A 15,183-nucleotide genomic window follows, 5' to 3' on the forward strand; every position below is an offset into this window, starting at 1 on the left:
CATGGAACTGTATCTGGATACCGCCAACGTGGCGGAAGTTGAACGTCTGGCCCGTATTTTTCCGATTGCTGGCGTCACCACCAACCCGAGCATAGTCGCTGCGAGCCACGACCCCCTCTGGGATGTGCTGCCACGCCTGCAACAAGCCATCGGTCCGGAGGGCATTCTGTTTGCGCAGACCTTAGCTCGCGACGCCGACGGTATGGTGGCCGAAGCTAAACGCCTGAACAATGAGTTTGCGGGTATCGTGGTGAAAATCCCGGTAACCGCAGAGGGTCTGGCGGCAATCAAGATCCTGAAAAAAGAAGGTATTACGACACTCGGCACCGCCGTTTATAGCGCAGCGCAGGGTTTACTGGCGGCGGTTGCTGGCGCGAAATACGTTGCGCCTTACGTGAATCGCGTTGACGCGCAAGGAGGAGACGGCATTCGCATGGTTCAGGAACTGCAATCCCTGCTGGAACTTCACGCGCCAGAGAGCAAAGTGCTGGCCGCCAGTTTCAAAACCCCACGCCAGGCCCTCGACTGTCTGCTTGCCGGATGTCAGGCAATCACACTTCCTTTAGATGTAGCGCAACAAATGCTCGGCACGCCAGCGGTAGAGTCAGCAATAGAGAAGTTCGAGTACGACTGGAAAAACGCGTTTGGTAACCTCAATCTCTAAGGGAGAAACGTTATGGACCGTATCATTCAATCACCAGGCAAATACATTCAGGGCGCGGATGTTCTTACCCGTCTTGGCGACTATCTGAAACCGTTGGCCGCACGTTGGCTGGTCGTCGGTGATAAATTCGTTCTCGGCTTTGCTGAAGAGACTCTGCGTAAAAGCTTCAAAGATGCTGAACTGCATGTCGAAATTGCACCCTTTGGCGGCGAATGTTCCCAGAATGAAATCGACCGCCTGCGCAAGCTGGCGAAAAGTGCCGATTGCCAGGCCGTGCTGGGTATTGGCGGCGGGAAAACGCTGGATACCGCCAAAGCACTGGCCCACTTTATGAATGTGCCGGTCGCCATCGCGCCAACTATTGCCTCCACGGATGCGCCGTGCAGCGCGCTTTCCGTCATCTACACCGACAGCGGCGAATTCGATCGCTATCTGATGCTGCCGCATAACCCAAACATGGTTATCGTCGACACCAAAGTGGTGGCCGGTGCGCCTGCACGTTTACTGGCGGCGGGGATTGGCGATGCGCTGGCCACCTGGTTCGAAGCGCGGGCGTGTTCCCGAAGCGGAGCGACCACCATGGCGGGCGGTAAATGCACTCAGGCCGCTCTGGCACTCGCCGAGCTGTGCTACAAAACACTTCTCGAAGAGGGTGAAAAAGCAATGCTGGCGGCCGAGCAGCATGTGGTGACGCCCGCCCTCGAACGCGTAATTGAAGCCAATACCTACCTGAGCGGTGTGGGCTTTGAAAGCGGCGGATTAGCCGCGGCCCATGCGATTCACAACGGCCTGACCGCCATCCCGGATGCCCACCACTATTATCACGGTGAAAAAGTCGCATTTGGCACGCTCACTCAACTGGTGCTGGAAAACGCACCGCTTGACGAGATCGAAACGGTTGCCGCGCTGTGTCACAGTGTGGGCTTGCCGATTACCCTGGCGCAGCTGGATATTAAAGAGGATATTCCGGGGAAAATGCGTCTGGTGGCAGAGGCGTCCTGTGCGGAAGGCGAGACGATTCACAACATGCCGGGCGGTGTGATACCGGATCAGGTGTACGCAGCATTGTTAGTTGCCGACCAATATGGGCAGCGTTTTTTGCATGAGTGGGAATAGTTGAAAGTGCCGGGTGGCACTGCCTACAAAAATCGTAGGTCCGTGCAAGCGTAGCGCCGCCGGGCAAAAAAAAGGTTCATCGCGGTTAAGCGTGAACCAATAGAAAACGGCGGTAAAAGTGGTTAGTTTTGTATTCGCCAAAACACTAACCAGCCACTCAACCGCCGTCTGCCATGAATGCTAATCTTTCTTCCCTCTTCTGGGAAGGTTTCACTGTTGATTCCTTCACTCATCCTGCACCGGATGCTCTGCTTATTACGCTCCGGCCTGACCCCGGTTTTGCGCCGTCCTGCCGTCGATGTGGCTGTAGAGACTGTGCTGTCCATGATGTCTCTGTGCGACGGGTTCGTGAGCGCGATTTACTTCACTGGCGCGTCACACTTCAGCTTCCCGTTCGCCGTCTGCGCTGTTCCCGCTGCGGGATTGTCACCGAGCGCATCTCATGGGTGCCTGAACGGCAACGTTACACGTCCTCGTTAGCGACCTGGGTGGAATCTCTTACCCGGTTATTGCCGGTTAAGCATGTGGCACAGTTGACCGGTCTGCACTGGCACACCATTAAAAATATCGACTGCCGACGCCTGCGGCGGGAACTCCGGGAGCCTGAACGGCACACGCTGCGCCGCCTGATAATGGATGAGTTCGCGCTGTTCAAAGGGCATCGCTATGCCACGGTTGTGGTGGATGCAGATACACAACGGGTGCTGTGGGTCGGTGAAGGGCGCAGCCGGGTAGCCTTCCGTCCGTTCTTCACCTGGCTGGGCCCGGAAGGATGTGCCGCCATCGAATCTGTCGCGATGGATATGAATACGGCGCTGGACCTGGAAGTGAGAGCGCAGTGCCCGCAGGCGGAAGTGGTGTATGACCTGTTCCATGTTGTGGCGAAGTTCGGCCGGGAAGTCATCGACAGAGTGAGGGTCGATCAGGCGAATCAGTTGCGTGACAACAGCAAGGCGCGGAAGGTTATCAAACGCAGCCGCTGGTTGCTGTTGCGTAATCCAGAGAACCTGCCGGCCGGGCATGAGGTGAAACTGGCAGAGTTGCTGGCGGCGAACCAGCCGTTAAATACGGTGTATGTGATGAAAACAGCCCTGAAAGAGCTGTGGTATGCCCCGGATAAAGACGTTGCGAAGCGTCGCTGGAATGAGTGGTACAGGCAGGCACAGGAAAGTGGCATCAGGGCGTTGCAGCAGTTCGCTGATAAGCTGAAGGGTTACGTGAGCGGCATAATCGCGAGTGCCACGCATCGTCTGAATACCAGCGTACTTGAGGGAATGAACAACAAGATCAAAGTGATAAAACGAATGGCATACGGATACCGGGATAACGACTACTTTTTTATGAAGATAAAAGCAGCGTTCCCCGGTAAGGCGCGATGAACCAAAAAAAATCCCCGCCAATGCGGGGATTTTTATGAGCACAAGATTACTGAACGTCGAAACGATCCAGGTTCATCACTTTCACCCAGGCCGCAACAAAGTCCTTCACGAACTTCTCGTTAGCATCCTGGCAGGCGTAGACTTCAGCCAGAGCACGCAGAACCGCGTTAGAGCCGAACACCAGATCGGCACGCGTTGCGGTGTATTTCACCTCTCCGCTTTGACGATCGCTGCCTGCAAACAGTTCATTCGAGGCATCCGTTGCTTTCCACTGGGTGTTCATATCCAGCAGATTCACAAAGAAATCATTGTTGAGCACGCCCACACGATCGGTGAAAACGCCATTCTGGCTACCATCAAAGTTAGCCCCCAGAACACGCAGCCCACCCACCAGCACGGTCAGTTCTGGTGCGGTTAACGTCAGCTGCTGCGCTTTATCGATCAGCAACGATTCCGTTGTGGAAGCATCAAGCTGCGCGCGATAGTTACGGAAACCATCCGCAACAGGTTTAAGCAGGTCGAACATCTCAATATCGGTCTGATCCTGGCGCGCATCCACGCGCCCTGGCGTAAACGGCACCGTGATATAGATACCCACCGCTTTCGCTGCCTGCTCAACACCGACCACACCAGCCAGCACAATAATGTCGGCCAGCGAGGCTTTGTTGGTGGTGCGCTGAATAGCCTCAAGCGCTGGCAACGCACGTACCGCTGCTGCGTTAACATCCCAGTCACGCTGCGGCGCAAGCGCCAGACGAGCGCCATTGGCTCCGCCGCGCTTGTCGCCCCCACGGAAGGTGGAGGCAGACGCCCAGGCCACCGACACCAGTTCACTGACGGAAAGCCCGGAAGCCACGATTTCCGCTTTCAGGCTGTCAATGTCCTCTTTCGTTGGATGGTAAACCGCCTGCGGCAGCGGGTCCTGCCAGATCAGATCTTCTTTCGGTACTTCAGGGCCGATATACCGCGCTTTTGGCCCCATGTCTCTGTGCGTCAGTTTGAACCACGCACGGGCAAAGGCTTCGTTAAACGCCTGCGGATCGTTGAGGAAACGACGAGAAATCTTCTCGAATTCCGGGTCCATACGCAGAGTCAGGTCGGTGACCAGCATGGTTGGCTTACGTTTTTTCGACGGGTCGAACGGGTCAGGAATAATCTCTGGTGCATTAGAGGCTTCAAACTGAATAGCGCCTGCCGGGCTGCGCGTCTGTACCCATTCGAATTTAAACAGGTTCTCGAAAAAGTAGTTGCTCCACTGGGTTGGCGTTTGCGACCAAACCACTTCCAGACCGGAGGTGATCGCATCTGCACCGACACCGCTACCGTGGGTGCTGGCCCAGCCCAAGCCCTGAGATTCGATAGGTGCGGCTTCCGGATCAACGCCGACATGCGTCGCTTCTGCGGCACCGTGGGTTTTGCCCAGCGTATGTCCACCGGCGATCAGCGCGACGGTTTCTTCATCATTCATCCCCATGTTGCCAAAGGTGGCACGAATGGCCGCCGCCGCTGACAGCGGTTCACCGCTGGCGTTTGGCCCTTCCGGGTTGACGTAGATAAGGCCCATTTCAGTGGCGGCCAAAGGACGTTTCGCCAGCGCTTCCGGGTCACGGTGCTCCAGCCAGGCTTTTTCATCACCCCAGTTCACATCCAGATCCGGCTCCCAGACATCCTCACGCCCGGCGCCAAATCCAAACGTACGGAAGCCAGAGTTTTCCAGCGCCACGTTACCCGCCAGGATAAACAGGTCGGCCCAGGAAATTTTCTGTCCGTATTTTTGCTTAACCGGCCATAACAGGCGACGAGCCTTATCGAGACTCACGTTATCCGGCCAGGAGTTGAGGGGCGCAAAACGCTGCTGGCCGCGACCTGCTCCGCCTCGTCCGTCAACAGAACGATAGGTGCCTGCGCCATGCCAGGCCATACGAATAAACAGGCCAGCGTAGCTACCCCAGTCGGCAGGCCACCAGGGCTGGGAATCGGTCAGGAGGGCTTTGAGATCGCCTTTCAGGGCGGAGTAGTCAAGTTTGCTGAATTCTTTGCGGTAATCGAAGTCTTCACCCAATGGGTTTGAACGGTTGGAATGTTGGTTCAGAAGATCGACGCGGAGTTGCTTTGGCCACCAGTCTCGACTGCTGGTGCCAGCGCCCGCACTCTGATCGTGCCCGCCCTGATGAAAAGGGCACTTTCCGGCTGATAACGTATTATGGGTATCGTCTGCTGTGCTCATCACTCTATGCTCCCTCTACAGTAGTACCTTAAAGATATACACGCCTGCTAAGAAGGTATAGTTGAGATAACGCACGGATTCGATAGTTAATTCCGTTTAATTCACCATGGAAATTATATGTGCTTTATCGCGCGGAGCGGGAACGTTGATATGACGGGAAAAGAGGAGGAGACGAAAAACCCTCCGAAGAGGGCTTGTCGATTACACTCCAGGGCGGACGCCGAGGGTATGGCAGATGGCGTAACTCATTTCGGCGCGGTTGAGCGTGTAGAAGTGGAAATCCTTCACCCCTTCGCGGCTTAAAATTTTCACCATGTCCATCGCGATATTCGCCCCGACCAGTTTGCGGGTTTCGGCGTCATCGTCCAGACCTTCGTACATTTTCGACATCCACAGCGGGATACGCACGTTGGTCATGTCAGCGAATTTCTTCGCCTGCTTAAAATTCGAGACTGGCAGGATGCCCGGAATGATTTCGACATCAATACCGGCCGTGATGCAGCGATCACGGAAGCGCAGATAACTTTCCACATCGAAGAAAAACTGCGTGATAGCGCGATTCGCGCCGGCATCAATTTTGCGTTTCAGGTTGAGCAAATCGGCCTGCGCGCTTTTCGCTTCCGGGTGCACTTCCGGGTACGCCGCCACGGAGATATCAAAATCGCCCACCTCTTTCAGCAGCGCGACCAGATCGGTGGCATACATATCCGGCTTGCCGCTGCCTGGCGGCAGGTCACCGCGCAGGGCAACAATATGACGAATACCGTTATTCCAGTAATCCTGGGCGATAGTGCGCAGCTCGTCGCGCGTTGCATCAACACAGGTCAGGTGCGGTGCCGCTTCCAGGCCGGTACGATCCTTGATGCCTTTAATAATGCTGTGTGTCCGGTCGCGCTCACCGGAGTTAGCGCCGTAAGTCACTGACACAAACTTCGGCTTCAGGCTGCTCAGGCGATCGATAGAGCTCCACAGGGTTTGCTCCATTTCACTGGTGCGCGGCGGAAAGAATTCAAAAGAGACGTTAATCTGGCCCTGCACTTCAGCCAGGCTCTGATTCAGGGCTTCCCGCTGGTTGGCGTGAAAAAAGCTCATACCTTACCTCATCAATCGCGTGATAATTATTGCTGTTTATGAACATCTATCCATTTAGACGTCTGGATGTAAAAATGACGGAAAAGCCGGATGGCGTCAACAGAAATCATCAGTAATAACGGTGAGGAATGTTCAGGGAAGATGAAGAACGTTCATGATGGTGAGGTGAGTGCGGTCTGGTCCCCTCACCCTCACCCTCTCCCCGCAGGGGAGAGGGAATTGCTTCAAGCTGTCTTTTTCCCTTCGCCCATATGGGGAAAGGAAATTACTGCGAGCCGTCTTTCCCCCTCGCCCATTTGAGGAAAGGGAATTGCTTCGGGCTGTCTTTTCTCCCTCGCCCATTTGGTGTGAGGGAATTGCTGCGAACTGTCTTCTCCCACTCGCCCATTTGGGGAGAGGGAATTGCTTCAAGCTGTCTTTTTCCCTTCGCCCATATGGGGAAAGGAAATTACTGCGAGCCGTCTTTCCCCCTCGCCCATTTGAGGAGAGGGAATTGCTCTGAGCTGTCTTTTCCCCCTCGCCCATATGGGGAAAGGAAATTGCTTCGAGCTGTCTTCTCCCCCTCGCCCCTTTGGGGAGAGGGCCGGGGTGAGGGGAAAAAATCTACAGCAGCTGCGCCAGACGGTTGATATCAGACTGAATCGCCCCGGCGGTAACGTCGCGCCCCGCCCCTGGACCGCGGATCACCAGCGGGTTATCACGATACCATCGGCTTTCGATAGCGAAGACGTTATCACACGGCAGCAAGGCGGCCAGCGGATGTTCCGGACGCACGGCCTCAACGCCCACACGCGCTTTACCATTCGCATCGAAGCGTGCCACATAGCGCAGCACCAGGCCTAACTCGCGAGCTGCTTCCAGACGCTGCACCATTTGATCGTTCAGCTCGTCGCCGTTCTCAAAGAAGTGATCGACGGAACCTTCTTCGCAGCCCGCAGGGACCAGCGACTCCACGCGAACCTGCCCAGGCTCGATATCGTAACCCGCCTCACGCGCCAGAATCACCAGCTTACGCATGACGTCTTTACCGGCAAGGTCAACGCGCGGGTCAGGCTCTGTGAGCCCCTGCTGCCACGCCTGATCCACCAGATCGGTAAACGGTACGGTGCCATCAAACTGCAGGAACAGCCAGGAGAGCGTCCCGGAGAAGATACCGCTGATAGCCAGAATACTGTCGCCGCTGTCGATCAGGTCACGGACGGTGTGGTTAACCGGCAAACCTGCCCCGACGGTAGCGTTATACAGCCAGTGACGACCCGTTTTTTCGAACGCATCGTGGATCTGGCGGTATTTATCGGTGCTGCTTGCGCCAGCCAGTTTGTTCGCACTGATGACGTGGAAACCGTGGCTGGCAAAATCGAGATACTGATCGGCAAGCTGTTCGCTCGCGGTCACGTCCAGTACCACTAAATCGTCATACGGGTGCGCGCGCATCCACAGGAACAGGGACTCTTCGTCCTGCTCAACGGCTTCATCGTTGAAGAACGCAAGCGCGCGGCTGGCATCCAGCCCGTCGTAGTTCAACAAGCTGCGGCGGCTGTCCACCACGCCCGCCAGGACAAATTCAAAACCGGTGCGTGCAGAGAGCGTCGTTTGCTCGCGGGCAAACAGCTCCAGCCAGCGGGAACCGATGTTACCTTTCCCAAACAGCACCAGGCCGATGCGTTTTTCCGCGCGGAACAGCGTGGTGTGTAGCCCCTGAATCAGGCTCTCGGTTGGGCCTTTACGCAGTACCGCAACCAGGCTGATGCCCTCTTCCGACTGCCAGGTAAATTCAACCGGCTGGCCTTTCAGCTGTTGCCAGAAACGGTGGCAATGCAGCGGGTTACGGGTGACGCCCGCGCCGACCATGGCGACCAGCGCCAGCCCCTGACGCAGACGAAGCTCGCCCGGCAGGCCCGCTTCATCGAGAGTTTTAAGCGCGCTATCGGCCACTTCGGCGGTATAGCAGAATTGCAGCAACTGGCGGTCGTTGTGAACGCCAACGGCCAGCGGTCGTATCTGCGCACGCTTGAGGATCAGGTCGATATCTTTGTGCGCCAGTTTGAAGTCTTGTCCGGCAGGCACCTGGAACTCGATCAGGCAAATGTCATCATGGCTGGTGACAATGCGCGCGCCTGTACCGGAGGCCAGCACGCGTTCAATTCGGGTTGACCCCTGGTCCGGCGTGTAGCTACAGCGCAGCTGTAGGTCGATATCGCTGCCGGAGACAGGCTGCAAAGTACGGGCGTGCAGCACCGGAGCCGCCAGGCGCGCCAGCTCACTCGCTTCGTCCAGGCGCAGCAACGGCAGCAGGCACGCGTCTTTGACTTTACGCGGATCGGCGCTGTAAACACCGGCAACGTCACTCCAGATGGTGACGCGAGAAGCCCCCGCCAGCGCTCCGATTTGCGTTGCTGAGTAGTCAGAACCGTTACGGCCCAGCAGCACGGTTTCACCCGCATTGCTGCGACTGATAAAGCCGGTCACCACGATGCGTTTGCCGGGATGCTGAACTAAAAGCTGTTGCAGCAGCGGGTAGGATAATCCTTCGTCGACCTGGGGTTGTGCCGCACGCTCGGCGCGCAGGAAATCGCGCGCATCCAGCCAGGCGGCTTCCAGCCCTTGATGCTCAAGCACCGCGGCCATCAGGCGCGCAGACCACACTTCGCCATGGCCGACCACTTCAGCATACACCGCATCGGTAATGCCGCTGTCCAGTAATCCAGCGAGACGCTCCAGATCGTGAACGAAGGCGCTGATCAGGCCGTCAGCCGCTTGCGCAGGCAGCAGGCCAGAAATCAAATCACTCTGATAGCGACGTAATGTTTGTTGAACCTGATGCGCAGAAAGGCGATCGGTCTGGCTTAATTTGAGCCAGCTAATCAACTGGTTGGTAGTGCTGCCCGCCGCCGAGACAACCATCATGTCGCCCGGCATCGAATACTCCGCCATGATCCCTGCGACACGCAGGTAACATTTCACATCAGCAAGACTACTACCACCAAACTTGTGCAGCTGGCGACCCTTCGCCCCTGCCTGCGCTATCACACTCATGATTACCCCTTGGCTGCGACCCGGAAGGCATTTTCCAGATCGGCAATTAAATCTTCACAATCTTCAATGCCGGTTGAGATACGCAACAGCGTCTCAGAAATGCCGGCGGCGGCACGCGCCTCTGGCGCCATGCCCGCGTGCGTCATGGTTGCGGCGTGGGAGATCAAGCTTTCAACACCCCCTAACGATTCCGCCAGCGTAAACAGTGACAACCCGCTCAGGAAACGACGCAGCGTTTGCTCGTCGCCATCCAGTTCAAAACTTAACATCGCGCCAAAGCCTTTCTGCTGGCGCGCGGCGATCTCGTGGCCCTGATTTTCCGGCAGCGACGGGTGATACAACTTTTTCACCAGCGGCTGGGTTTTCAGGAAATCGACAATCGCCTGGGCATTGCGCTGTGCCACTTCCATACGCGGCGACAGCGTGCGCAAACCGCGCAGCAGTAAATAGCTGTCGAATGCGCTGCCGGTGACACCAATGTTATTGGCCCACCATGCCAGTTCGGTGACAACCTCCGGATCTTTTGCAATCACCACGCCCGCAACCACGTCAGAGTGGCCGTTCAAATATTTTGTGCATGAATGCAAAACCAGATCCGCACCCAGCGAAAGCGGGTTCTGAAGCGCCGGACTGAGGAAGGTATTATCCACTACACTTATCGCTCCTGCATCCCTTGCGAGCTGACAAATTTTCGCAATATCGACGACACGCAATAACGGATTGCTTGGACTTTCCACCAGAACCAGTTTGGGTTTCTGCGCAAGCGCCTGTTTTAGCGCCTGTTCATCGTTTTGATCGACAAAAAGAACGCGGTAACAGCCGCGCTTTTCCAGGCTATCAAACAGACGGTAGCTGCCGCCATAGCAGTCATGCGGAGCCACCAGCAGATCGCCAGGCTTCAGAAACACCGTGGTGACCAGGTGAATGGCCGACATGCCGGTATTGGTCAATACCGCGCCCGCTCCGCCTTCAAGCTCAGCCAGCGCGCGTTGAGTCACGTCACGCGTAGGGTTGCCACGACGCGAGTAGTCATGCGCACGGGGTTCATTAAATCCGGTGAAATTGTAGGTACTGGAAAGATGAATCGGCGGGACAACGCAGCCGTACTGCTCGTCATCATTCAATCCGCTACGCACTGCGATAGTGGCCTGTTTACGCGTCATGGTGAAGGCTTCCTGGCTAATGAGGTGAAAAGTCAGGCACCAGAGTAAACACTGAAAGTATGGACGTCAATACATCTGGACATCTAAACTTCTTTGCGTATAGATTGAGCAATGCGAGAATAGCCGTTAAAATTACATGCTTTAGTGCACGCCGCAGGCGCAATATCCGTGTCACGGTATCGTCTCTACGGTAAACTACGCGAGATTACGGTGCAAAACCCCCATTTTATTTAGGGTGTTGTACCTTTATTAATGACAAAGAGGATTAAAGGTCTCATGGCTGAATGGAGCGGCGAATATATCAGCCCATACGCTGAGCACGGTAAGAAGAGTGAGCAAGTAAAGAAAATTACGGTTTCCATTCCTCTGAAAGTGTTGAAGATCCTCACCGATGAACGCACGCGTCGTCAGGTGAACAACCTGCGTCACGCAACCAATAGCGAACTGCTTTGCGAAGCATTTTTGCATGCGTTTACTGGCCAACCGTTACCGAACGATGAAGACCTGCGCAAAGAGCGTAGCGATGAAATCCCGGAAGCGGCGAAAGTGATCATGCGTGAACTGGGGATTGACCCGGATACGTGGGAATACTGATTTACAGACACAAAAAAAGCGCCTTTCGGCGCTTTTTTTTCGGGGTAGCTTATTTAGCGCCCGGGATGCTGAAACGCTTGTTGAAGCGGTCAACACGGCCACCGGTTGCAACATCACGCTGCTTACCAGTGTAGAACGGGTGGCACTGGCCGCACACGTCCAGGTTCAGATCGTGACCCACTGTAGAGCGGATTTTGATCGCGTTACCGCAAGAGCAGTTTGCAGTAATAAAATCGTATTTCGGGTGAATATCTTTTTTCATGGGGAGAACCTCAGTTAAGGCCGCGTCGCTCTTCCAGCCCTAACGCCAGACACCACGCGATGTTAATAATTGCCCGTTACCTTTCACGCCGCTGATGCGTTAGCTGCATGCAAGCAGCGCGAAATCCTCGGGTAATAGCTATTTTGATGCGGATAAACCGACACCAAAGGCGGCGAATCATACAGAATTCAACCAGCGTATGCAAACTGATCCGCACGTCTACAGTGACTAATGTGTATACTAACGCGCCACTTTTCAAGTCAGGAAGATTAGATGTCCGTCGCTCACGTTGCCCTGCCCGTTCCGCTTCCACGCACCTTTGACTATCTGCTGCCCGACAGCATGACCGCCAAAGCGGGCTGTCGCGTGAGCGTGCCGTTTGGCAAGCAACAGCGCGTCGGGATCGTAGTATCAGTGAGCGAAAAAAGCGAATTGCCGCTCAATGAACTCAAAGCCGTGGTTGAAGTGCTGGACGACGAGCCGGTTTACTCCGCCAGCGTCTGGCGACTGCTGCTGTGGGCCGCAGAGTATTATCATCACCCGATTGGCGATGTGCTGTTCCACGCCTTACCCATTTTGCTACGTCAGGGTAAAAGCGCCAGCCATGCGCCAACGTGGTACTGGTTTGCCACGGAGCAGGGGCAGGCAGTGGATATCAACAGCCTGAAGCGTTCGCCCAAACAGCAGCAGGCCCTGGCGGCGCTGCGTCAGGGGAGGATCTGGCGTCATCAGGTCAACGATCTTGAGTTTAACGATGCCGCGCTTCAGGGGTTAAGAAAGAAAGGTCTGAGCGAGCTGGCCAGCGAAACTCCGGCCCTGATGGACTGGCGCGACGGCTACACGGTCACCGGCGAGCGTCTGCGTCTCAATACCGAACAAGCGACCGCGGTAGGGGCCATTCATAGCGCCTCCGATCGTTTTTCTGCATGGCTATTAGCTGGTGTCACCGGCTCGGGAAAGACTGAAGTCTATCTGAGCGTTCTGGAAAATGTCCTCGCGCAGGGTAAACAGGCGCTGGTGATGGTGCCGGAAATCGGTTTGACGCCTCAAACAATCGCCCGTTTTCGCGAACGTTTTCATGCGCCGGTGGAAGTTTTGCACTCGGGCCTAAACGATACTGAGCGCCTGAACGCCTGGCTAAAAGCGAAAAACGGCGAGGCAGCGATCGTGATTGGCACGCGCTCGTCGCTGTTTACGCCGTTTAAAAACCTGGGCGTGATCGTCATTGATGAAGAGCATGACAGCTCTTATAAACAGCAGGAAGGCTGGCGCTATCATGCCCGCGATCTGGCCGTGTACCGTGCGCACAGCGAACAAATTCCGATTATTCTGGGCTCTGCAACTCCGGCACTGGAGACGCTGCACAATGTGCGACAGCGTAAATATCATATGCTCCGCCTCACGCGCCGCGCAGGAAATGCCCGCCCGGCCACTCAGCATGTGCTCGATTTGAAAGGTCAGCAGGTACAGGCCGGATTAGCGCCCGCGTTAATCAGCCGTATGCGCCAGCATTTGCAGGCCGATAATCAGGTGATTTTGTTCCTTAACCGCCGTGGATTCGCCCCGGCACTGTTATGCCATGACTGCGGCTGGATAGCCGAGTGCCCGCGTTGCGATCATTACTACACGCTCCATCAGGCGCAACATCATCTCCGCTGTCACCACTGCGACAGCCAGCGCCCTGTTCCACGCCAGTGCCCGTCATGCGGCTCGACGCATATGGTGCCCGTGGGTCTGGGGACAGAACAACTGGAACAGGCGCTGGCACCGTTCTTCCCTGGCGTGCCGCTCTCGCGCATCGACCGCGACACCACCAGTCGAAAAGGGGCGCTTGAGCAACAGCTGGCCGAGGTTCATCGCGGTGGCGCCCGTATTCTGATTGGCACACAGATGCTGGCAAAAGGGCATCACTTCCCGGACGTTACGCTGGTCGCGCTGCTGGATGTCGATGGCGCTCTGTTCTCTGCCGACTTCCGCTCGGCCGAACGCTTTGCGCAGCTCTACACGCAGGTTGCGGGGCGTGCCGGACGCGCAGGCAAACAGGGCGAAGTGGTTTTGCAAACCCATCATCCGGAACATCCCCTGCTGCAAACGCTGCTTCACAAAGGCTATGACGCTTTTGCCGAACAGGCGCTGGCCGAACGCCAGACCATGCAGCTCCCGCCGTGGACCAGCCACGTCATTATCCGTGCGGAAGATCATAATAATCAGCAGGCTCCCCTATTCCTTCAGCAGTTACGAAATCTGCTGCAGGCCAGCCCGCTGGTGGATAATCAGCTGTGGATTTTAGGCCCGGTCCCGGCGCTGGCCCCCAAACGCGGCGGCCGCTATCGCTGGCAGATTTTACTCCAGCACCCTTCCCGCGTCCGTCTGCAACACGTTATCAGCGGCGCGCTGGCGTTGATCAATACCCTGCCTGAAGCGCGCAAGGTGAAGTGGGTTCTCGACGTCGATCCGATCGAAGGTTAAAGAACGATGCGAGAGTGATCGAGAAATCTAACGTACCTCACACTTTTTATGAAAATTCTGTAACCGCTTCCACAAACTATCTGTAAAAATGAGTGAGTCAGAAGTTCGTTGGTCCTGCGAGGAGAAGACGTTGAAGTCCAGGAAAGAGGTTGCTCCGGCGACCATGAAAGACGTTGCCCAGAAAGCCAAAGTATCCACGGCAACGGTATCACGCGCGTTGATGAATCCGGATAAAGTCTCTCAGGCCACTCGCAATCGGGTGGAGCAGGCGGCGCTGGAAGTGGGCTATTTACCACAAGCCATGGGGCGTAACCTCAAGCGTAACGAATCACGCACGATTCTGGTGATTGTGCCGGATATTTGCGATCCCTTTTTCAGCGAAATTATACGCGGCATCGAAGTCACCGCCGCCAGGCAAGGCTATCTGGTGCTGATTGGCGACTGCGCCCATCAGAATCAGCAAGAAAAAACCTTCATTGACCTGATTATCACCAAGCAAATCGACGGCATGCTGTTGCTCGGCTCACGCCTGCCGTTTGATGCCAGCATCGAAGAGCAGCGCAACCTGCCGCCAATGGTAATGGCGAATGAATTTGCCCCAGAACTTGAGCTGCCCACCGTCCATATTGATAACCTGACGGCAGCTTTTAACGCCGTCAACTATCTTCAGGAGCTCGGACATAAACGCATCGGCTGTATTGCCGGGCCAGAAGAGATGCCGCTGTGCCACTACCGCCTGCAGGGTTATGTGCAGGCGCTGCGCCGGGCCGGAGTTACGGTCGATCCACACTATATTGCTCGCGGTGATTTCACCCTCGAAGCCGGTGGCCTGGCGCTGGAAAAACTGCTGGCGCTCCCTGAGCCGCCAACGGCGGTTTTCTGCCATAGCGATGTGATGGCGCTGGGCGCGTTGTCCTGCGCAAAACGTCGGGGTCTGCGGGTGCCAAAAGATTTGTCTATCATCGGCTTCGATAATATTTCCTTGTCCGAGTTTTGCGATCCTCCGCTCTCGACGGTGGCCCAGCCACGCTATGATATTGGGCGCGAGGCGATGCTGTTGCTTCTCGATCAATTACACGGGCAAACGGTCAACAGCGGGTCGCGTTTACTCGATTGTGAACTCATCATCCGGGGTTCAACACAGGCTCTTACTTAAAGTAAACGGCTTTCAGACTCCCTCA

General features: G+C 56.0%; 11 protein-coding genes. 6 read left to right on the forward strand and 5 right to left on the reverse strand.

Annotated features, from left to right (window positions below; translation table 11 throughout):
• Position 1: 1 nt before the first annotated feature.
• The 3 genes from fsa (at position 2) to SOM82_RS20360 (ending at position 3,159) form a co-directional block, all read left to right on the forward strand.
• Positions 2-664 (forward strand): fructose-6-phosphate aldolase, encoded by a 663-nt coding sequence (fsa, locus tag SOM82_RS20350; protein ID WP_320461718.1) that lies wholly within the window; start codon positions 2-4, stop codon positions 662-664.
• Positions 665-676: 12 nt separating this feature from the next.
• Positions 677-1,780 carry a bifunctional L-1,2-propanediol dehydrogenase/glycerol dehydrogenase gene (gldA, locus tag SOM82_RS20355; RefSeq protein WP_320461717.1) on the forward strand — a complete coding sequence of 368 codons (1,104 nt, stop codon included), beginning with the start codon at positions 677-679 and terminating at the stop codon, positions 1,778-1,780.
• Positions 1,781-1,953: 173 nt separating this feature from the next.
• Positions 1,954-3,159 carry an ISL3 family transposase gene (locus SOM82_RS20360; RefSeq protein WP_320461766.1) on the forward strand — a complete coding sequence of 402 codons (1,206 nt, stop codon included), beginning with the start codon at positions 1,954-1,956 and terminating at the stop codon, positions 3,157-3,159.
• Between the two features lie 46 nt (positions 3,160-3,205).
• Here SOM82_RS20360 and katG read toward each other — a convergent pair whose 3' ends face one another.
• The 4 genes from katG to metB all read right to left on the reverse strand — a co-directional run bounded on the left by katG (position 3,206) and on the right by metB (position 10,677).
• Entirely contained in the window at positions 3,206-5,386 is a 2,181-nt protein-coding gene (gene katG / locus SOM82_RS20365) for a catalase/peroxidase HPI (RefSeq protein ID WP_320461604.1), read from the reverse strand.
• Between the two features lie 201 nt (positions 5,387-5,587).
• Positions 5,588-6,478, reverse strand: a complete 891-nt coding sequence (gene metF / locus SOM82_RS20370) for a methylenetetrahydrofolate reductase (protein WP_320461602.1) — start codon at positions 6,476-6,478, stop codon at positions 5,588-5,590.
• Between the two features lie 603 nt (positions 6,479-7,081).
• Positions 7,082-9,514 (reverse strand): bifunctional aspartate kinase/homoserine dehydrogenase II, encoded by a 2,433-nt coding sequence (locus tag SOM82_RS20375; RefSeq protein ID WP_154128708.1) that lies wholly within the window; start codon positions 9,512-9,514, stop codon positions 7,082-7,084.
• 2 nt (positions 9,515-9,516) lie between these two features.
• Positions 9,517-10,677, reverse strand: a complete 1,161-nt coding sequence (metB, locus tag SOM82_RS20380; RefSeq protein WP_154128707.1) for a cystathionine gamma-synthase — start codon at positions 10,675-10,677, stop codon at positions 9,517-9,519.
• A gap of 276 nt (positions 10,678-10,953) precedes the next feature.
• Here metB and metJ point away from each other — a divergent pair, with 276 nt between their 5' ends.
• Positions 10,954-11,271: a met regulon transcriptional regulator MetJ gene (metJ, locus tag SOM82_RS20385; RefSeq protein WP_015960995.1), complete on the forward strand. Its 318-nt coding sequence runs from the start codon at positions 10,954-10,956 to the stop codon at positions 11,269-11,271.
• Between the two features lie 49 nt (positions 11,272-11,320).
• On the opposite strand, the gene rpmE is transcribed toward metJ, so the two are convergent.
• The gene (gene rpmE / locus SOM82_RS20390; RefSeq protein ID WP_015960996.1) at positions 11,321-11,533 is read right to left on the reverse strand and encodes a 50S ribosomal protein L31; all 213 of its coding nucleotides are present in this window, start codon (positions 11,531-11,533) and stop codon (positions 11,321-11,323) included.
• Positions 11,534-11,806: 273 nt separating this feature from the next.
• Here rpmE and priA point away from each other — a divergent pair, with 273 nt between their 5' ends.
• Together priA and cytR are read left to right on the forward strand one after the other, a co-directional pair.
• Positions 11,807-14,002, forward strand: coding sequence for a primosomal protein N' (gene priA, locus SOM82_RS20395; protein ID WP_154128706.1), 2,196 nt, complete (start codon positions 11,807-11,809; stop codon positions 14,000-14,002).
• A gap of 88 nt (positions 14,003-14,090) precedes the next feature.
• Complete coding sequence (cytR, locus tag SOM82_RS20400) at positions 14,091-15,158, forward strand: DNA-binding transcriptional regulator CytR (RefSeq protein WP_501083537.1); 1,068 nt, start codon at positions 14,091-14,093, stop codon at positions 15,156-15,158.
• Positions 15,159-15,183 lie beyond the last annotated feature (25 nt).

This window comes from Lelliottia sp. CFBP8978 (genome assembly GCF_034046055.2).
Classification (GTDB): Bacteria; Pseudomonadota; Gammaproteobacteria; order Enterobacterales; family Enterobacteriaceae; genus Enterobacter.

Bases quoted from the DNA above. Each gene is read 5' to 3' on its own strand.
- SOM82_RS20360 (WP_320461766.1), top strand. From the start codon at position 1,954: ATGAATGCTAATCTTTCTTCCCTCTTCTGGGAAGGTTTCACTGTTGAT.
- fsa (WP_320461718.1), top strand. From the start codon at position 2: ATGGAACTGTATCTGGATACCGCCAACGTGGCGGAAGTTGAACGTCTG.
- gldA (WP_320461717.1), top strand. From the start codon at position 677: ATGGACCGTATCATTCAATCACCAGGCAAATACATTCAGGGCGCGGAT.
- katG (WP_320461604.1), bottom strand. From the start codon at position 5,386: ATGAGCACAGCAGACGATACCCATAATACGTTATCAGCCGGAAAGTGC.
- metJ (WP_015960995.1), top strand. From the start codon at position 10,954: ATGGCTGAATGGAGCGGCGAATATATCAGCCCATACGCTGAGCACGGT.
- rpmE (WP_015960996.1), bottom strand. From the start codon at position 11,533: ATGAAAAAAGATATTCACCCGAAATACGATTTTATTACTGCAAACTGC.
- priA (WP_154128706.1), top strand. From the start codon at position 11,807: ATGTCCGTCGCTCACGTTGCCCTGCCCGTTCCGCTTCCACGCACCTTT.
- metB (WP_154128707.1), bottom strand. From the start codon at position 10,677: ATGACGCGTAAACAGGCCACTATCGCAGTGCGTAGCGGATTGAATGAT.
- metF (WP_320461602.1), bottom strand. From the start codon at position 6,478: ATGAGCTTTTTTCACGCCAACCAGCGGGAAGCCCTGAATCAGAGCCTG.
- SOM82_RS20375 (WP_154128708.1), bottom strand. From the start codon at position 9,514: ATGAGTGTGATAGCGCAGGCAGGGGCGAAGGGTCGCCAGCTGCACAAG.
- cytR (WP_501083537.1), top strand. From the start codon at position 14,091: ATGAGTGAGTCAGAAGTTCGTTGGTCCTGCGAGGAGAAGACGTTGAAG.